The 15501-nt window shown below is 69.1% G+C and carries 15 protein-coding genes; 4 read left to right on the top strand and 11 right to left on the bottom strand.

Annotated features, from left to right (window positions below):
- Positions 1-171: 171 nt before the first annotated feature.
- Positions 172-624 (top strand): OsmC family protein, encoded by a 453-nt coding sequence (locus tag K4S16_RS00495; RefSeq protein ID WP_149256799.1) that lies wholly within the window; start codon positions 172-174, stop codon positions 622-624.
- A 73-nt stretch (positions 625-697) separates the two neighbouring features.
- On the opposite strand, the gene K4S16_RS00490 is transcribed toward K4S16_RS00495, so the two are convergent.
- Positions 698-1795 (bottom strand): NAD(P)/FAD-dependent oxidoreductase, encoded by a 1098-nt coding sequence (locus tag K4S16_RS00490; protein WP_149256798.1) that lies wholly within the window; start codon positions 1793-1795, stop codon positions 698-700.
- Between the two features lie 70 nt (positions 1796-1865).
- Between K4S16_RS00490 and K4S16_RS00485 the strand changes: the two genes are divergently transcribed.
- The gene (locus tag K4S16_RS00485; RefSeq protein ID WP_235036476.1) at positions 1866-2279 is read left to right on the top strand and encodes a helix-turn-helix transcriptional regulator; all 414 of its coding nucleotides are present in this window, start codon (positions 1866-1868) and stop codon (positions 2277-2279) included.
- 150 nt (positions 2280-2429) lie between these two features.
- Here K4S16_RS00485 and K4S16_RS00480 read toward each other — a convergent pair whose 3' ends face one another.
- The 9 genes from K4S16_RS00480 to K4S16_RS00440 form a co-directional block, all read right to left on the bottom strand.
- Positions 2430-2852, bottom strand: coding sequence for an arsenate reductase ArsC (locus K4S16_RS00480; protein ID WP_149256797.1), 423 nt, complete (start codon positions 2850-2852; stop codon positions 2430-2432).
- Entirely contained in the window at positions 2845-3498 is a 654-nt protein-coding gene (locus K4S16_RS00475) for an arsenate reductase ArsC (RefSeq protein WP_200841600.1), read from the bottom strand. Before K4S16_RS00475 ends, K4S16_RS00480 begins: the two co-directional genes overlap by 8 nt.
- Positions 3499-3535: 37 nt before the next feature.
- A complete protein-coding gene (gene arsB / locus K4S16_RS00470) occupies positions 3536-4567 on the bottom strand; it encodes an ACR3 family arsenite efflux transporter (protein ID WP_149256872.1) in 1032 nt (343 codons plus the stop codon).
- 65 nt (positions 4568-4632) lie between these two features.
- A complete protein-coding gene (locus K4S16_RS00465) occupies positions 4633-4941 on the bottom strand; it encodes a helix-turn-helix transcriptional regulator (RefSeq protein ID WP_200841599.1) in 309 nt (102 codons plus the stop codon).
- A gap of 860 nt (positions 4942-5801) precedes the next feature.
- A complete protein-coding gene (locus K4S16_RS00460; RefSeq protein ID WP_149256795.1) occupies positions 5802-8195 on the bottom strand; it encodes a trehalase-like domain-containing protein in 2394 nt (797 codons plus the stop codon).
- Between the two features lie 363 nt (positions 8196-8558).
- Positions 8559-9380 (bottom strand): carbohydrate ABC transporter permease, encoded by an 822-nt coding sequence (locus tag K4S16_RS00455; protein WP_235036475.1) that lies wholly within the window; start codon positions 9378-9380, stop codon positions 8559-8561.
- Complete coding sequence (locus K4S16_RS00450; RefSeq protein WP_200841598.1) at positions 9377-10180, bottom strand: carbohydrate ABC transporter permease; 804 nt, start codon at positions 10178-10180, stop codon at positions 9377-9379. The genes K4S16_RS00455 and K4S16_RS00450 overlap by 4 nt, the downstream gene beginning before the upstream one ends.
- A 223-nt stretch (positions 10181-10403) precedes the next feature.
- Complete coding sequence (locus K4S16_RS00445; RefSeq protein WP_149256793.1) at positions 10404-11723, bottom strand: ABC transporter substrate-binding protein; 1320 nt, start codon at positions 11721-11723, stop codon at positions 10404-10406.
- A gap of 52 nt (positions 11724-11775) precedes the next feature.
- Positions 11776-12762, bottom strand: coding sequence for an alpha/beta hydrolase (locus tag K4S16_RS00440; protein WP_160160824.1), 987 nt, complete (start codon positions 12760-12762; stop codon positions 11776-11778).
- A gap of 127 nt (positions 12763-12889) precedes the next feature.
- On the opposite strand from K4S16_RS00440, the gene K4S16_RS00435 reads away from it, so the two are divergent.
- Positions 12890-13540: a TetR/AcrR family transcriptional regulator gene (locus K4S16_RS00435; protein WP_149256791.1), complete on the top strand. Its 651-nt coding sequence runs from the start codon at positions 12890-12892 to the stop codon at positions 13538-13540.
- A gap of 15 nt (positions 13541-13555) precedes the next feature.
- On the opposite strand, the gene K4S16_RS00430 is transcribed toward K4S16_RS00435, so the two are convergent.
- Positions 13556-14343 (bottom strand): IS5 family transposase gene (locus K4S16_RS00430; RefSeq protein ID WP_200841612.1). Its coding sequence is split into 2 segments (ribosomal slippage): positions 13556-14010 and positions 14010-14343, totalling 789 coding nucleotides; the frame shifts between segments, so codons are not numbered across the junction.
- A gap of 273 nt (positions 14344-14616) precedes the next feature.
- On the opposite strand from K4S16_RS00430, the gene K4S16_RS00425 reads away from it, so the two are divergent.
- Positions 14617-14874, top strand: a complete 258-nt coding sequence (locus K4S16_RS00425; protein WP_200841597.1) for a DUF5988 family protein — start codon at positions 14617-14619, stop codon at positions 14872-14874.
- Positions 14875-15501: the final 627 nt, after the last annotated feature.

Here is a 15501-nt window from a genome sequence, read left to right as displayed (position 1 = left end):
TGGTGTGCGGACTCGCCGCCTCGGGCCGACCGACGGGCGCCTTGGGACCTTGGCCCCTGCCTTACGGGCGGGTCCCCGGTGGAGCATCAAAGCGTCAGTCCTTTCGATGCATGCACGGCCTACCCGCGGTCGCTGTGCTCTCGCAGCGCCGCACTCCACCCGGAGCCCGCTATGAACGACACCATCACCCAGCCGGCCCCCACCAGCTACCAGGTCACCGCTTCCACCACCTCGGCCGGCCGAGCCCTGGTCAGCGTCGGCAGCGAGGCGATCACCCTCGACACCGCCTGGGCGAGCGCACCGTCCGGGCTGCCCGGCCCCGCCGAACTTCTCGCCGCGGCGCTCGCCGCCTGCCTGCTCAAGAACGTCGAACGGTGCGGGCAGATCCTCCCCTTCCGGTACCGGCATGCCGAGGCCGTGGTGACCGCCCACCGTCAAGACTCCCCACCGGCCTTCACACGCTTCACCTATGAACTGCGGCTGGACACCGACGAACCCGAACACCGGGTCGATCTGCTGCACCGCAACCTGCGCCGCTACGGCACCGTCTACAACACCCTCGCCGCCACCTGCGAGGTGCAGGGCAGTGTCGTCGCAGGCCCGCCGGCCGCGACGCCATCCTGATCGCCTCGGATGTGGCGCGCCCGTCAGGTCCTCGGGCGAGCGGCGGCGTCTCCAGCGGGGCCCTACGCCGTCATCATTTGGACGACGTCAACGCACGGTCGGTGGTGCGTCTCTGCTTGCGCAACCGGGTGAGGACGTGCCGGGCGTCGGCGGCGACCCCGCGCAGGGTGGCCGAGGCGAACGAGCGCTGCCATTCCAGCCCCACGTACCCCAGTCCTGGGTGGGTGAGCGAGGCACCGCCGCGGTGGCGCGGCTGCCCGTCCTGGTCCAGCGCACCGAACCCGGCGAGATAGTCCACGCCCGGCCGATACCCGGTGGCCAGCAACACCACGTCGACGTGTTCGCGCGTCCCATCGCTCCACACAACCTGGTCTCCCTCCAGGCGGGTGAACATCGGGCGGCGGTCGGGGTTGCCGGTGGCGATGGCGTCGCGGTAAGTGCCGGTGTCCATCACCGGCGTCCCCTTGCCGCCGGTCAGCAGCGGGCGGGCCCAGCCCGCGGTGTCCAGCCCGCTGCGCTGCAACCAGATGTGCATGTCGACGCCCAGAAGGCGCTGCGCCATGAAGCGGAGGGGATGCCGGGTGGCCAGCGTGACGTCGGCGACCCCGGCGAGCTCGATCGCGATCTGCACCGCCGAGTTCCCCCCGCCCACGATCACCACTCGCCGGCCCGTGAACGGGTCGGGGCGCCGGTAGTCGGAGGAGTGCAGCACCGCGCCGGGGAAGGCGTCCAGACCCGGCAGATCCGGGCGGTAGGGGCGACTGAAGCCGCCCGTCGCGGCGATCACCAGCGGTGCGGCGAAGACCTCGCCGCCCGCCGTGACCACCTCGAATCCGCCTCGCGAACCGTCCTGCGCGGCCACGACCTCCGTGACCCGGTGACCGGTGCGGATGTCGGCGTCCAGACGGGCGGCGTAGTCGGTCAGGTAGGCCACGACCTCGTCCCGCGCGGGGTAGCCGTCCGGATCACCGGGGAACACCGTCCCGGGCAGAGCGCTGCGGCGGGCCGGAGAGAAAAGGGTGAGGCTGTCGTAGTAGTGCGGCCAGGACCCGGCCGACTGCTTGGCCGCCTCCAGGACGATGGGTGCCAAGCCGAGGGATCGAGCGGTGTGGGCGGTGGCCAGACCGGCCTGCCCGCCGCCGATGACGACCAGCGGTGCGGTGGTGAGCATGCGGGGAACATATCAACATTTCATAAAATGTCCAAGTGTTGATATGTGACCTAGGATGGAAGCCCGTCCCATGGAGGAGCAAGCAGCGATGGCCGAGCCGGTGACCAGCCAGTCGATGTCGATGGAAGGACCGGTTGACGGGACGGCCACGAGGTCGCCCGGCGGAGGCTGCGAGGGGACGCCGGCCGCTCCGCTCGGCGCCGGAGCACACGAGTTCCTCAAGGCGCTGGCCAGCGAGCAGCGGCAGCAGATGCTCGAACTGTTCGCCGGCGGCATCGAACTCAGCGTCGGCGCCGTCGCCGAGCGTCTGGGCGTCGGCCAGTCCAACGCCTCGCAGCAACTCGCGCTGCTGCGGCGGGGCGGCCTGCTCACCTCACGCAGGGACGGCAAGCAGGTCCTCTACCGCATCGATTCCGCCGCGATCGACCGGTCGCTCACCGAACTGCGCGACTACCTGCACACCTGCTGCCCGCCCGCGGACTGAACCCGCCGCCCTGGCTCGCCCCTCCTACCGTGCCCGGCAAACGGCCGCGGATCGACCAGGGGCAGGACAGGAGCCGGAGAGCGAGGACGGTGCCGCACACCGGCGCGGAAGTTCGAGGACACCGCACCGTCGGCTCCGGCCCCCGCGTTCTCACTCCTGCGGCCGCAGCTCGCTCACAAGGTTCTCGACGCGCTTGCGGATCTCGTCGCGGATCGGCCGCACGCCGTCGACGCCCTGCCCGGCGGGGTCGTCGAGGGCCCAGTCCAGGTAGCGCTTGCCGGGGAAGACCGGGCAGGTGTCCCCGCAGCCCATGGTGATGACGACGTCGGAGGCCTGGACGGCGTCGACTGTCAGGACCTTGGGGATCTCGGCGGAGATGTCGATGCCCTCCTCGGCCATCGCCGCCACCACCGCGGGGTTGACCTGGTCGGCCGGTGCCGACCCCGCCGAGCGGACTTCGATCTCTTCGCCGGCCAGGTGGGTGAGGTAGGCGGCGGCCATCTGGGAGCGTCCGGCGTTGTGAACGCAGACGAACAGGACGCTGGGCTTGCCGGAGAGAGTCTGATCAGACATCGGGGGTCCGTTGCTGGTCGAGGCCGGGATGGCCGAGGGCGGCGAGCAGGTCGGTGACGAGCAGGTCGAGCTCGTCGCGGATGCGGCGGATCTCGCTCAGCGGCTGGTGGGCCGGGTCGGGGACGGCCCAGTCCAGATACCGGGTCTGCGGCAGGAGCGGGCAGGCACCGCCGCAGCCCAGGGTGATCACCAGGTCGGCGGCGGCGACGAGTTCGTCGGTCAGCGGCTTGGGGAACTCGGCCGACAGGTCCACCCCGATCTCGGCCATGACCTCGACGACGGCCAGCTCCAGTTCGGCCGCCGGCGAGGTGCCGGCCGAGCGGGCGTGCAGCCGCCCGCGCCCACGCGCAATGGCCAGCGCGGCGGCCATCTGGGACCGGCCGGCGTTGGCGTCGCAGACGAACAGCACCTCGGGGACCGGCTTGTCGAGCCGTCCTTCGGCCTGGGCGAGCGCGGTGAGCCGCTCGGCTGCGAACCGTTCGGCCAGCACCACCAGATGGGCGCCGACATTGGAGGCGGCCCGCAGCTGCCCGTAGGAGTCGACGACCAGACGGCGGGCGGTCTCGGGGGAGACCAGCCCGTGGAACCGTCCGGCCAGCCGCGCGGCGATGCGATCGAACAACGCCTCTCCGGGTGTCGTGATCACTGCGGACCTCCGTGGCAGATCTCTGGAACCGCGCTGGTCATCTCCTGTCACCGCCGCCGACCTGATATCGGCGACGCAGCCACAGCGACACGTACACCAGCCCCACGAGGACCGGAACCTCGATCAGCGGGCCGACCACGCCCGACAGCGCCTGCCCGGAGGTGACGCCGAAGGTTCCGATCGCCACGGCGATGGCCAGCTCGAAGTTGTTCCCGGCAGCAGTGAACGCCAGTGTCGCGGTGCGCGGATAGGACAGCCGGACGGCGCGGCCGAGGGCGAAGGCCCCACCCCACATCACCGCGAAGTAGGCCAGCAGCGGGAGGGCGATGCGGGCGACGTCAGCGGGCTGGTTGGTGATGGTGTCGCCTTGCAGGGCGAACAGGATGACGACGGTGAACAGCAGCCCGTACAGCGCCACGGGACCGATCCGGGGCAGGAACCGCTCCTCGTACCACGCGCGGCCACGGGCGCGTTCACCGAGGCGGCGAGTGAGGTATCCGGCCGCCAGCGGGATGCCCAGGAACACCAGCACGTTCACCACGATCTTGCCGATCGAGAAGTCCGCCTCGTCGGTAGCCAGTCCCAGCCAACCGGGCAGGACCTGGAGGTAGAACCAGCCGAGCGCACCGAACGCGATGACCTGGAAGACGGAGTTGAGAGCGACCAGGACGGCCGCGGCCTCGCGGTCACCGCAGGCGAGGTCGTTCCAGATGATGACCATCGCGATGCACCGGGCCAGGCCGACGATGATCAGCCCCGTGCGGTACTCGGGCAGGTCGGGCAGGAACATCCAGGCCAGCGCGAACATCACCGCCGGGCCGATCACCCAGTTCAGCAGCAGCGAGGCGACCATCAGCCGGCGGTCCCCGGTGACGGTGTCCAGCCGGTCGTAACGGACCTTGGCCAGCACCGGGTACATCATCACCAGCAGGCCGAGAGCGATCGGCAACGAGATCCCGCCCGCCTCGACCTTGGCCAGGGCGTCGTCCAGTCCTGGAACTGCGCGTCCCAGCCCGAGACCGAGCACCATGGCCGCGATGATCCACACGGGCAGGAACCGGTCGAGCATCGACAGCCCGGCGACCACCCCGTCCTCCGGGGGACGGGGGTCGGTGCCGGAGTCTTGCGTGGTGGTCACGCGCAGGGCCTCTTTCGCTGGTGGGTCTGGACCTCGCGGGCGGCGGCGGCCAGCTCGCCGAGTTCGGCGGCCAACTGCTCCAGCGCCTCGGGGCGCAGCCGGTAGTAGGTGAAACGCCCGCACGGTTCGGTGTCCACCAGGCCGGCTTCACGCAGCACCCGCAGGTGGTTGGAGATATTGGTCTGCTTGGCGCCGGTCTCCTCCACGAGGTGGCAGTTGCACAGCGCCTCCGCTGCCGGCAGCGACACGATCCGGGCGCGCAACGGGTCGGCCAACAACCTGAGCACATCAGTTCCGACTGACATCACCACAGACTGATACGTTAGCAGCCGCCGGTAACGGCCGACCAGGCGACGCGACCTCGGCAAACGTTCGCAACCCCTGCACTCGACGGCAGCACAACACGCCAGCAGCTTTTCGATGCAAAGCCCGACCCTCGGATGCCCCATGCTGGCGACCCGGGCCGCGCAGCGGCACAACAGCCCTTACCTGGACCTGCGCGTACACCCATTCGGCCGGGAGCGCGGGCACAGCCCGTCACGGGCGTTTCGACCGGGGGCGCGCACGCTCGCCGCGGAGGGCATCGTCAAGCGCGACGAACTCTGTGAGGCTCGCAACTGTCGGCCCTGACAATGACCATCGAGACCGGGTCCGACGATGTCAGCGGCCGTGCTCCCATGACCGTCATCACGCTCCTCGGTCAAGCGCCAGCAGCTGACGGCTACGCACCGAGAACGCCGACTCCAAGCGGGCCAACGAGGTTCTCAAGAAGGCCAATGCAGCTTCCGTCACCGAACTCGGCCGAGCAGAACCGCACCCTCATGATGATCGACCGTCTGGGTGAGCGCTTCGGGAATCTGCGAAGCGTACGGTGGCTCCCGAAACTGGCTCCCGTGGCTCCCTGACTGCACACGAGAAACCCATGTCTTTCCGCGAGCCGATTGTGAGGATGTTAACCGGCCACCGACATGTGTTTCTCGCCGCTCCCGCCGGGGGGCTTGAGTTCTTCCGGGAAGGAAGAGACCGAGCCTGCTCCGGATGTGCTCGCCTGCATCGCGGCTGTGAGCGCGCACTCCGAGTAGACCCACGGCCCCCGCCGTCGTGCGTTCGCGGTCGTGGCGGGGGCTGCTGCCAGGTGTGCGGGGTGGGGAGTGGTGGTCGTGTGTCAGGTGTTCAGCAGGAGTGCGCAGCGGATGAGGCCGAGGTGGGTGTAGGCCTGGGGGTGGTTGCCGAGGCCGCGTTCGGTGAGGGGGTCGTATTGCTCTGGGAGCAGGCCGGTGGGGCCGGCGGTGTTGAGCATCTGGGTGAACAGTTCTTCGGCGTCGTCTCGGCGGCCGGTGCGCAGGTAGGCCTCGATGAGCCAGGCGGTGCACAGGTGGAAGCCGCCTTCTCGGCCTGGCAGGCCGTCGTCCCAGCGGTAGCGGTAGACGACGGGGCCGCTGCGCAGTTCGGCTTCGACTTTTTCGACGGTGGCCAGGAACCGGGGGTCGTCGGGGGCGAGCAGGCCGGACAGCCCGACCCATAGCGAGGAAGCGTCCAGGTCAGGATGGCCGTAGGCGACGGTGTAGGCGTTCGCGTCGAGATGCCAGCCGTGTTCGGTGACGTCGGAGGCGATCTGGTCGCGCAACCGTCGCCACTCGGGCCGGTCCTGGCCGCGATGCTGTGCCGCGATGTGGAGGGCGCGGTCCACTGCCAGCCAGCACATCACTTTGGAGTAGACGTGGTGGCGCCGGGGCAGCCGGGCCTCCCACAGTCCGTGGTCGGGCTCGCGCCAGCGTCGGTGGACGGCCTGGACCGCCGCCTCGACGATGCCGAACTCCTCGTCGCCGATGCCGCCGCGGGCATCGGCGACCGCGGCGATCAGGTCGGTCACGGGCCCGAAGATGTCGAGTTGCACTTGGCGGTCGGCGAGGTTCCCGACGCGGACGGGCCGTGAGCCGGCGTAGCCGGGCAGGGTGTCGATGACGGCTTCGGGGCCGAGGTGCCGACCGTCCAGGGTGTAGAGCGGGTGCAGGCGTTCGGGGTGGCCGCCGGTGGCCGCGACCAGGCCGCCGATCCAGTGCAGCAGGTCCTCGGCCTCGTGGAGGCTTCCCAGGTCGACCAGGGTGCGGGCCGTCATCGCGGCGTCGCGCAGCCAGCAGTACCGGTAGTCCCAGTTGCGGACTCCTCCGATCTCCTCTGGAAGGGAGCTGGTGGCGGCGGCCAGGATGGCTCCGGTCGGCGCGTGGCACAGCCCGCGCAGCGTCAGGGCGCTGCGCAGCACGTCGGCGCGCGCGAAGGTCGGCAGCCGCAACCCCGCCGCCCAGTCCCGCCACGGCCGCTCGGCCAGCGCCTGCCGGCTCCCGACGTCGGTCGGGGGGTGGTGGAGATCGTGTGTGCCCAGGCGCAGTTCGAGGGTGACGGCGCCACCGCACGCCGCGAGGTCGACGATCGCGCGCGCGGTGTCGTGGCCGTCCTCATCGGACCGCACGGTCCATTCCACCTGCGGCGAGTACAGGGCCGCCCGCTCGCCGGAACCGGCCACCAGCAGCCCGCCGGGACGGGGCGCGAGCCGGACCTCGACCTGGCCGAACTCCGGACGCGGAGCGAACTCCAGCTGGGCCGTGCCCGTGCCCGACAGCACCCGGACAAGGGTGGAGGTGCCGGCGAGCGGGGCCCTCGCATCGGGGTGTCCGCCCGAACTGTCCGGGCCGGTCGGGGCACCGGACTCCAGCCAGTCGGTGACGGTCAGTCCGGGCCACCGGGTCTCCAGGGTCATCGTGCCGGTCCGGTAGCGCTGACCCAGAGGCAGGCCGCCGCGGTAGGGGCTCGTGGTCAGCCGTCCGGCGGCGGCACCGCCGATCAGGTGCCCGAACAGAGTGGGCGAGTCAGGGCGGGGATGGCACAGCCATGTGACGGTGGCGTCGGGGGTGAGAAGTGCGACCGTACGCTGGTCGGACAGCAGGGAGTGACGTTCGATGGGGACGGTCGGCTCTCCGTACAGCCACCGACGGCGGGTCCGCTCGAGCAGCGCCAGCGCGATGGCCGCCGTGGCGGCGGGCTCACCGGGGGCGAAGACGGTGTCGATGCCCAGGTCCGGGCCGTTCAGCCGGGCGAACACCTGCGCGTCGGCTTGGCCGTCGCCGATGAACAGCACCGCCCCTGCCGAGGTCCGGGTGCGCAGGGCGTCCACCGCGCTGACGGCGTCCGTAGTGATCAGTGCGGGTCCGAGGGTGTGCTCGACGCCGTGGCCGGCGATGAGATGCACCTCGGCGGGCAGCCGCGACAGCGCGGCCAGCTCACCCAGCGGTCTGCCTGACAACACCGCGACCGAGGTGTCCGGCAGCGCCGCGAGTTCCCGCAGGACAGCGACGGCCTCGGGGGTCGCGACGGCTTGGCCCTGATCGGTGCCGGGGCTGCTGAGGACGCCGTCATAGGTGCAGGCCACCAGCAGTCGCGGCACGCGCGCGACGCGATGCACGGCGGACGCCAGATCGTGGTCGCGCAGGCCGTCCTCGACCGCACTCGGCTCCCGCAGACGCGGGTGGTGGGGACCCCTCGGGTCCAAGGTTGCGCTCATACGGCGCTGCCTCCGGATGGTGTCATGCGAATAGGGTGAACAGAGCTGAAGGACGCAATGGGGAATGGGGTGCAGGAGGAAATTCCTGCAGAGGTGAATGGAGGTCCAAGCCACCTTCAGGAAGCGCTGGGGATGCTAGAGAGTGACTGCGGCTTTCGCGAAACCGTGCGGTATGGAGTCGAGGCTTGGTAGGCCATTGCGGGCGTACACGGAGCAACGGCGCGACGCTCAGGCGGCCGGCGGCCATCAGACGCAGCGCGGCCCGGGTCGCCTCGGCGAGAACGATTGCAGGCCCGGACGTGGGCGTTGACGACTTCGCGCCGGAGCCGACGACGGCTTGTCATCCAGAGGGGACCGACCCCATCACTTGACGGCCCCTTGCAGCAGTGCCTTGACGAAGTTGCGCTGGAAGAACAGGAAGATCACCAGCGAGGGCAGGATGATCAGCAGTGATCCGGCGCAGAGCAGCACGGTGTCGGTGCCGTACTGGCCCTGGAAGGCGCCGAGCCCCCCGGCCACCGTGCGTTTCGTCGCATCGTCGACGAGGACGAGCGGCAGCAGGTACTGGTTCCACGTGGCGAGGAAGAACAAGACCGAGAGCGCGGACAGGGCCGGAGTGGCCAGCGGCAGATGGATACGGCGGAAGGTCTGCCAGGTGCCGGCGCCGTCGATCTTCGCCGCCTCCGTGAGCGCCGTCTCGGCGCCGAGGAAGTGAGCCCGCATCCAGAAGATGCCGAACGGCATCAGCAGCCCGATCAGCGGCAGGACGATCGCCAGCCGCGTCCCCAGCAAGCCCATGCCCTGGATGTTGTAGTAGAGCGGGGTGATGAGTGCCTCGATCGGCAAGGTGAGACCCACGATCAATATGGCGTATATCGCCTTTCCACCGGGCACTCTCAGCTGGGCGAGTGCGTAGCCGGCGGCGGTGGCCATCGCCACGGTGGCCGGGACGACGCCCAGCACGATCAATGCGCTGGAACGGAACAGGGCGACGAAGTTGGCGGAGCTCCACGCGTCGACGAAGTTGTGCCAGTGCGGATGCGCCGGCCAGCTGAGTCCCTGCGGAGAGCTGCCCGGTGCCGCAAGGGCGGTGGTGAACATGCTGAGCAGCGGCACGACGGCGAACAGCATCAGCGCGAGCAGGATGCCGGTGCGGGTGAGTCGCTGTGCGGCGGACGTCCTCACTTTTCCCTCCCCAGACGCTGGATCGGCCAGATGACGACGAGGACGAGGACCGCCAGGAACACCGCCAGCGCGGATGCCTGGCCGACGTGCTGCTGGAGGAACGTGAGCCGGTAGATCTCCACGCCGGGCACCATGGTCTGGTAACCGGGCCCTCCCTGGGTCGAGATCTGGATCACGTCGAAGCTGGCCAGGGCGGCGATCATGGTGAAGGTCGTGCAGACGACGAGTTCCTGACGCAGCCCGGGCAGCGTCACGGCGAAGAACTCGCGGAACCGTCCCGCACCGTCCAACCGGGCGGCCTCGTACAGGGACGGGTCGATCTTGCCGATGCCGGCGAGCATCAGGACCGTGCAGAAGCCGAGCATCACCCAGACGCCGATCACGCCGACGGCCGGGAGGGCGAACGTGAAGTCACCGAGCCAGGCCCGTGTGTGCGCACCGAGGCCGAACGCCCGCAGGACCTGATTGACGAGCCCGTCCGAGGAGTACATCCACGTCCACGCGATGCCGGCCGCGACGAGCGGCAACACCTGGGGAATGAAGAGCACCACCCGGGCGACGGTGTTGAACGGGCCCGGCTTGAGCTCCCGGATGAGCGTCGCCGCGACCAGACCGAGTCCGACCGGGAGCACCGTGTAAAACACGATTAGGACGAAGGCGTGCTCGACGGAGTGCAGAAGCTCCGACTGGGTGATGAGCGCCTTCCAGTTGTCCAGCCCCGCCGGCGTGGCCGCGCCGACGCCGTCCCAGTCGTAGAAGGAGTACTGCACCGACTGGGCCATCGGGTACAGCACGAACACCGCATACATTCCGAACCCCGGCGCCACCCAGAGCAGTGCGCTCCACTGCCGGACCCGGACCCGCCGGGGACGCCGACCCGACTCACCGGGTGCGGGATGTTCGTCGGCATCTGTCGTGCTCCGCGAAACCGGCGCGACCGAAGCCCCGCCCGTCCCGAGCGGATTGGAGATCGTCGACATTGGGCCTCCCGTCAGGGACCGAACCAGATCACCAGGGGCGGCGTCAGCGCCCGAGATCGCGTTCATAGTCGTCCTGGACCTTGGCCGCGAACGCCTTCGGAGACGTCTTGCCGCTGAGAAGAAGCTGCGTCTGCGGCACCAGGGTGTTCACGTTGATCGACGCGGTGGCATCGGCCATGAACCCCACAAGCCCGTCGCTCTTCAGCAGGATCTGGAACGCCGCGACGGTCGCGGCGACGGCCGATCCGGCCGGCGCGGTAGGCACGGTGGCATCAGCCGGCCCGGCCGGGACGAGGCCGCCCAGTGTCACCGTGTCCTGCCGGGCCTGCGGGTCGGTCTGGACGAAGTCGAGGAATGCCGCCGCGACGTCGGCATGGGGCGACTTCGTCGGAATCCCCAGGGTGTCGGCGGCGGTCATCGCCCAGGAGGGACCGCCGGCTTCGCCGGGCGGAAACAGGAAGAAGCCGAACTTGCCCGGACCGGCCTTGTCCAGTCCGGGGGCCTGCCAGTTCCCGCTGGGGAAGAAGACGGCCTTGCCCTTCATGAATTCGGCGGGCGCCTTCGTCTGGTCGATGGCGTTCACGTCGGTCGGCAGGTACCCCGCCTGCGCCCACCGGTGCAGCGTGGTGGCGGCCTTCACCGTGGCCGGCGTGTCGATGTTCGCGCCGGGCTTGGCGAAGTTCCAGTCCTGGACGCCCTGCGCGTTGCCCGCATAGGCCATCTGCAGGTTCTGCAACGGGTACACGGTGCCCCCGTCCTTGCCGTTGATCATGATCGGCTGCAGCCCGGCACTCTTGGCCTTGGCGAGGAGCTCCTCGAACTCGGCCACGGTCGCCGGCGACCGGGACATCCCGATGCGCTGCGCGAGCGCCTTGTCGTAGTACACGCCGGTCAGGCCGAAGCCCGGGCCGGCGCCGTACAGCGACCCCGTTCCGCGCTTTCTGCCGTCTGCCGCGACACGAGTCGAGGCGAACTGCGATTGGGGCCAGCCGGCCCAGCCGTAGGCCTTCGCGTAGGGGTCGAGGTTCGCCAGGAGGCGATTGTTGATCAGGTTGCCGAACTGGGGGACCCGGACCAGGTCGGGCACGTCGCTGCCGGAGAGGATGTGCGCGATGTTGGTGGTCAGCGCACCGTAGTCCTGGCTGGTCACCTTGACGGTGACGTTGGCGTGCTCGGCGTGGAACAGCTTGCCGAGTGCCGTGAAGAACGGCACGTCCGTGCCGCTTGTGACGAGCAGGTTCAACGTGACGGGCTTGGCGCCGATGTCTGTGCTCACCGGCTTCGACGACTTGTCCGCCTCGGACGTCGCGCCCGGTGCGCACGCGGAGACGAGCAGCGCTCCGGCCGCCGTGGCGGCGGCCATCCGGACGGCCTTGCGGTAGCGGGTCAGTGATCGCACTGGAATTCCTTCGCGGCTAGATGGGGTCTAGGTGCCGAAAGGCGCGACGCAGGGCATTCCCGGCGACGCCGACGGCGTGGTGCGAGTCGGTCATCACGCTGAACATCTCGAAGAAGCCGTGGATCTGGCCGACGTACTCGCGCAGCTCGACGGGCACGCCCTCGGCCTGCAGCCGCCCGGCGTAGTCCTCGGCCTCGCCGCGGAGAAAGTCGTGTTCGGCGGTGATGATCACTGCGGGTGCAATGCCTGCCAATGACGGTGCGTGAAGCGGCGACGCGTACGGACAGGCCCGCAGCGCCGGGTCGGGGACGTAGGCCCCCCAGATGTGTTTGAGGCGCCGGTAGGTGTTGGGACCGAAGCCCGGCTGACCGGCGAAGCGGACGTATCGCCGCCTGAACGCGACCTTGTAGTCGGTGTCCTCCGTGCTGTCGAGCACCGGGTACACGAGCATCTGAGCCGCGATCTCGACCCCGTCGTCACGAGCCTTGAGGGCCACGGCCGCCGCGAGGTTGCCGCCTGAACTGTCCCCGCCGACGGCGACACCGTCGAAGAGGCGCCGCGCCCAATCGACGGCGGTCCACACGTCGTCGAAGCCGGCGGGAAACGGATGCTCGGGCGCAAGTCGGTAGTCGACGGAGAGCACGGCGCAGCCCCCCTGGTTCGCGAGAGCCCGAGCGACCCCGTCGGCGGTGTCCAGGTCGCCGTGGATCCAGCCGCCTCCGTGGGCCCAGATGAGCACTGCCCGCTCCGTACCGGTGGGCCGGTACAGCCGGCCCCCGACTCCGTCCGCGTCGATCGCCTCGACGGACACCACGGGTTGTGGATCGCCCGTCACCGCCAGGACACGCTCCCGCGCGTCCTTGCGCAGAGCGGCGAGGTCGGCGGCCCAGGGGTCGGGCGACGGCGCCGCTCGCGCCAGAAACCCGAGGACCTGCTCGTGCGGCTGAGGCGGCGCTTCCCCATCGTGGACGTCCGGCCGCTGCTGCCCGAACTCTGCGCTCACTCGGTCCCCCATCTGCGTCGACTCAATACTGACTGATCGCTCAGTCTGTTTCCGGGAGGTTACTGAGTACTCAGTCAGTTGTCTATACTTGGGGCCGACCTTTCGTCAGCGCGAGGGAGAACCAGCCGTGCCCCCTTCCCCCAGGCCAAAGACTTCGTCGGCCAAGGGCATCGAGACTCGGGAGCGCATCGTCGAGGTCGCCGTGCGGTTCATCGCGCGCAACGGAGCACGGGGCACCAGCCTCAGCGACATCGCGGCCGAAGCAGGCGTGTCGCAGGCCGGGCTGCTGTATCACTTCGGCAGCAAGGAGGCGCTGCTCAATGCCGTGCTCGATCGCTACCTGGAGTTCACCGAGCAGTGGCTGTGGGGCGACGGACCCGACCCCGGCCTCGAAATCCTGTGGATCATCGCAAGGCACATGGCCGACTGGCCGAGCCAGCCGCATGACGACAGCGTGTACAGCCTGATCGGCCTGAACACGGTGGTGCTCGCGGAGAACGTCGGCAAGGACACCGACCTCCATCCCCGCCTGGCCGAGGGCTACCGGACGACGATCGACCGCGTCGCGGCCACGTTGCGGTCCGCCCAGAAGCGGGGTGAGATGCGCGACGACGTGGACCCGCGGCTGAAAGCCATGGAGATCATCGCATTCTGCTACGGCCTCGAGGCGGCGTGGCTGGTCAACCCGACGATTCCAGTCGCTGACGCCGCCGCCCAATGGGCGGCGCAGCAGACCGCACTCTTGACCACCGAGTCAGCCACTTCCAGTCCGCGCTAAGAGGTCGTAACAGAATCAGCGGACGAGGCGTCGCCAGCAGATGATGGCTGCGGCGAGGGTCATGAACGCTTCATGGATGTCGTCGCGGGTCTCCCAGCGGATGCGTAAGCGGCGGAACCAGTGCAGCAGGCCGATGGTGCGCTCGACGACGTAGCGGTGGACGCCCAGCCCGGAGCCGTGGGGGCTGCCGCGGCGGGCGATAACCGGCTTGATGCCCTTGGCCCACACCAGCCGGCGGTATTTGTCGTGGTCGTAGCCGCGGTCGGCCAGCAGCCGCTCGGGCCGGCTGCGAGGGCGTCCGACCCGGCCCCGGACGGACGGCACCTTGTCCAGCAGCGGCATCAACTGGGTGACGTCGTTACGGTTTCCGCCGGTCGGCGACAGGGCGAGCGGGATGCCGCGCCCCTCGGTCAACACATGGTGCTTGGAGCCCGGCCGACTGCGGTCGACCGGGCTCAGACCGGTTTTGGGCCGCCCTTGAGCGCGCGGACATGCGAGCTGTCGATCAGCGCCCTGGACCAGTCCAGCTGCCCGGCGGCGTGCAACTCCTCCAGCAGCAGCCGGTGCAGCCGCTCCCACACGCCCGCCTGGTGCCACTCGGCCAGCCGCCGCCAGCACGTCATACCCGAACCGAACCCCAGCTCCTGCGGCAGGAACTCCCACCGGATCCCGGTGTGCAGCACGAACAAGATCCCGCACAGCACCTTGCGGTCGTCCAACCGCTTACGCCCAGGGTGGTGCTTGCGGCGCTCGACCTTCGGCAGCAGCGGCTCGATCCGCTCCCACAGGCTGTCGGGCACGATCCATGGGGGTTGCTCGCCCTTACGCACCCGCCTACATCACACCCGGACATCACACCATGTCGCATCACATGCACATTTTGTTATGACCTCTTATAGCGGTTCGGGGAGAGCAGCGGCATGGACGCGAGGCGGTTGGCTTACCGTCTGCGGTCGACACCTGGCACCAGCGCCCAGGCGGTCCGGTGTCGGTCGCGACACCGGGTTCCTTCGTTTGTAGGGGTCAGATTAGGGGTGTCGCCCTCTCCCGGGAAGCTTCATCCTCAAGAGGAGGCCATGAAGGAGAGCGACTCGATGAACGATGCCGCCAGGGGTCACTCGACAAAATCTCGTGTGGACGCCGTGCTCATTGGAGGGCCGGACGACCTTCCGAAATCGGCCCGGACACGCCAGGCCGAATCCACCGACCGCATCATCAAGATCATGCACCGGGGCGGGTACGAGCACTTCGAACTCGACGACGGTTCCCCCACCCCGGCCACCCGGCCTCAGCGGATCTTCCGCTGGACGATGCGCACGCGAATCGCCGAGTAGAGAATCAGCGGCATCGTGCGGCATCCGGGGACGTGCGCTTTGCGATGCGGGCTCGTTCAGTCAGTCAGGAAGTCCAGGCGAGTCGCGGTCGACCAATCCGCGTCCATTGGAGTGACAGAGACGTAGTCGGCCTTCAGCGCGGTGTTGTCGGCATTGCGCACCGGCTCAGGGGTCTGCGGGCAGTCCCCTTCGATCTTGTAGACGTCGCCGCCGGCGGGTGTGCAGTGGAACCACCCCCGGTAGGAGTCGTCGTCGTTGGTCAGCAGAATCCCAGCGGACGCTCATCCGGCGCCGCCACCTCAGTGGCGGATGCCGGCACCGACAAGACCAGGGCGGCGAGTCCGACAAATCCGGCAAGTTTGGTCAGCTAGGAAAGCGCACGCCCTCCCGGCCTCAAATTACGTAATCGAAGAGAATGGAATTTATTACACCAGATCAGAGGCGACATGAGGCGACAGGTGAACATTCACCTCTTTCTTCATTGACCTGTCTGCCGTCGAAATAGGGGTTGATTGCAGCTTCCTGACCGCGTCGGCGACGCCGCGCTGGACAGGCTTGGGCACGAGCCTTCCGTGTTGTGTGACCCAATAGCCGAGCAGGGCACCGGGTTCGTCAGGGCTTCGCAGG

It is taken from the genome of Actinomadura sp. K4S16 (assembly GCF_008327685.1).
Lineage (GTDB): Bacteria > Actinomycetota > Actinomycetes > Streptosporangiales > Streptosporangiaceae > Spirillospora.
The sequence above is the reverse complement of the archived record's forward strand: the minus strand, read 5'-3'. Positions and strand labels throughout refer to the sequence as shown.

What these genes read in the sequence shown, in the direction of transcription:
- K4S16_RS00495 (WP_149256799.1), top strand. Translation starts at nt 172, where the DNA reads ATGAACGACACCATCACCCAGCCGGCCCCCACCAGCTACCAGGTCACC.
- K4S16_RS00490 (WP_149256798.1), bottom strand. Translation starts at nt 1,795, where the DNA reads ATGCTCACCACCGCACCGCTGGTCGTCATCGGCGGCGGGCAGGCCGGT.
- K4S16_RS00485 (WP_235036476.1), top strand. Translation starts at nt 1,866, where the DNA reads ATGGAGGAGCAAGCAGCGATGGCCGAGCCGGTGACCAGCCAGTCGATG.
- K4S16_RS00480 (WP_149256797.1), bottom strand. Translation starts at nt 2,852, where the DNA reads ATGTCTGATCAGACTCTCTCCGGCAAGCCCAGCGTCCTGTTCGTCTGC.
- arsB (WP_149256872.1), bottom strand. Translation starts at nt 4,567, where the DNA reads ATGCTCGACCGGTTCCTGCCCGTGTGGATCATCGCGGCCATGGTGCTC.
- K4S16_RS00465 (WP_200841599.1), bottom strand. Translation starts at nt 4,941, where the DNA reads ATGTCAGTCGGAACTGATGTGCTCAGGTTGTTGGCCGACCCGTTGCGC.
- K4S16_RS00460 (WP_149256795.1), bottom strand. Translation starts at nt 8,195, where the DNA reads ATGAGCGCAACCTTGGACCCGAGGGGTCCCCACCACCCGCGTCTGCGG.
- K4S16_RS00445 (WP_149256793.1), bottom strand. Translation starts at nt 11,723, where the DNA reads ATGGCCGCCGCCACGGCGGCCGGAGCGCTGCTCGTCTCCGCGTGCGCA.
- K4S16_RS00425 (WP_200841597.1), top strand. Translation starts at nt 14,617, where the DNA reads ATGAAGGAGAGCGACTCGATGAACGATGCCGCCAGGGGTCACTCGACA.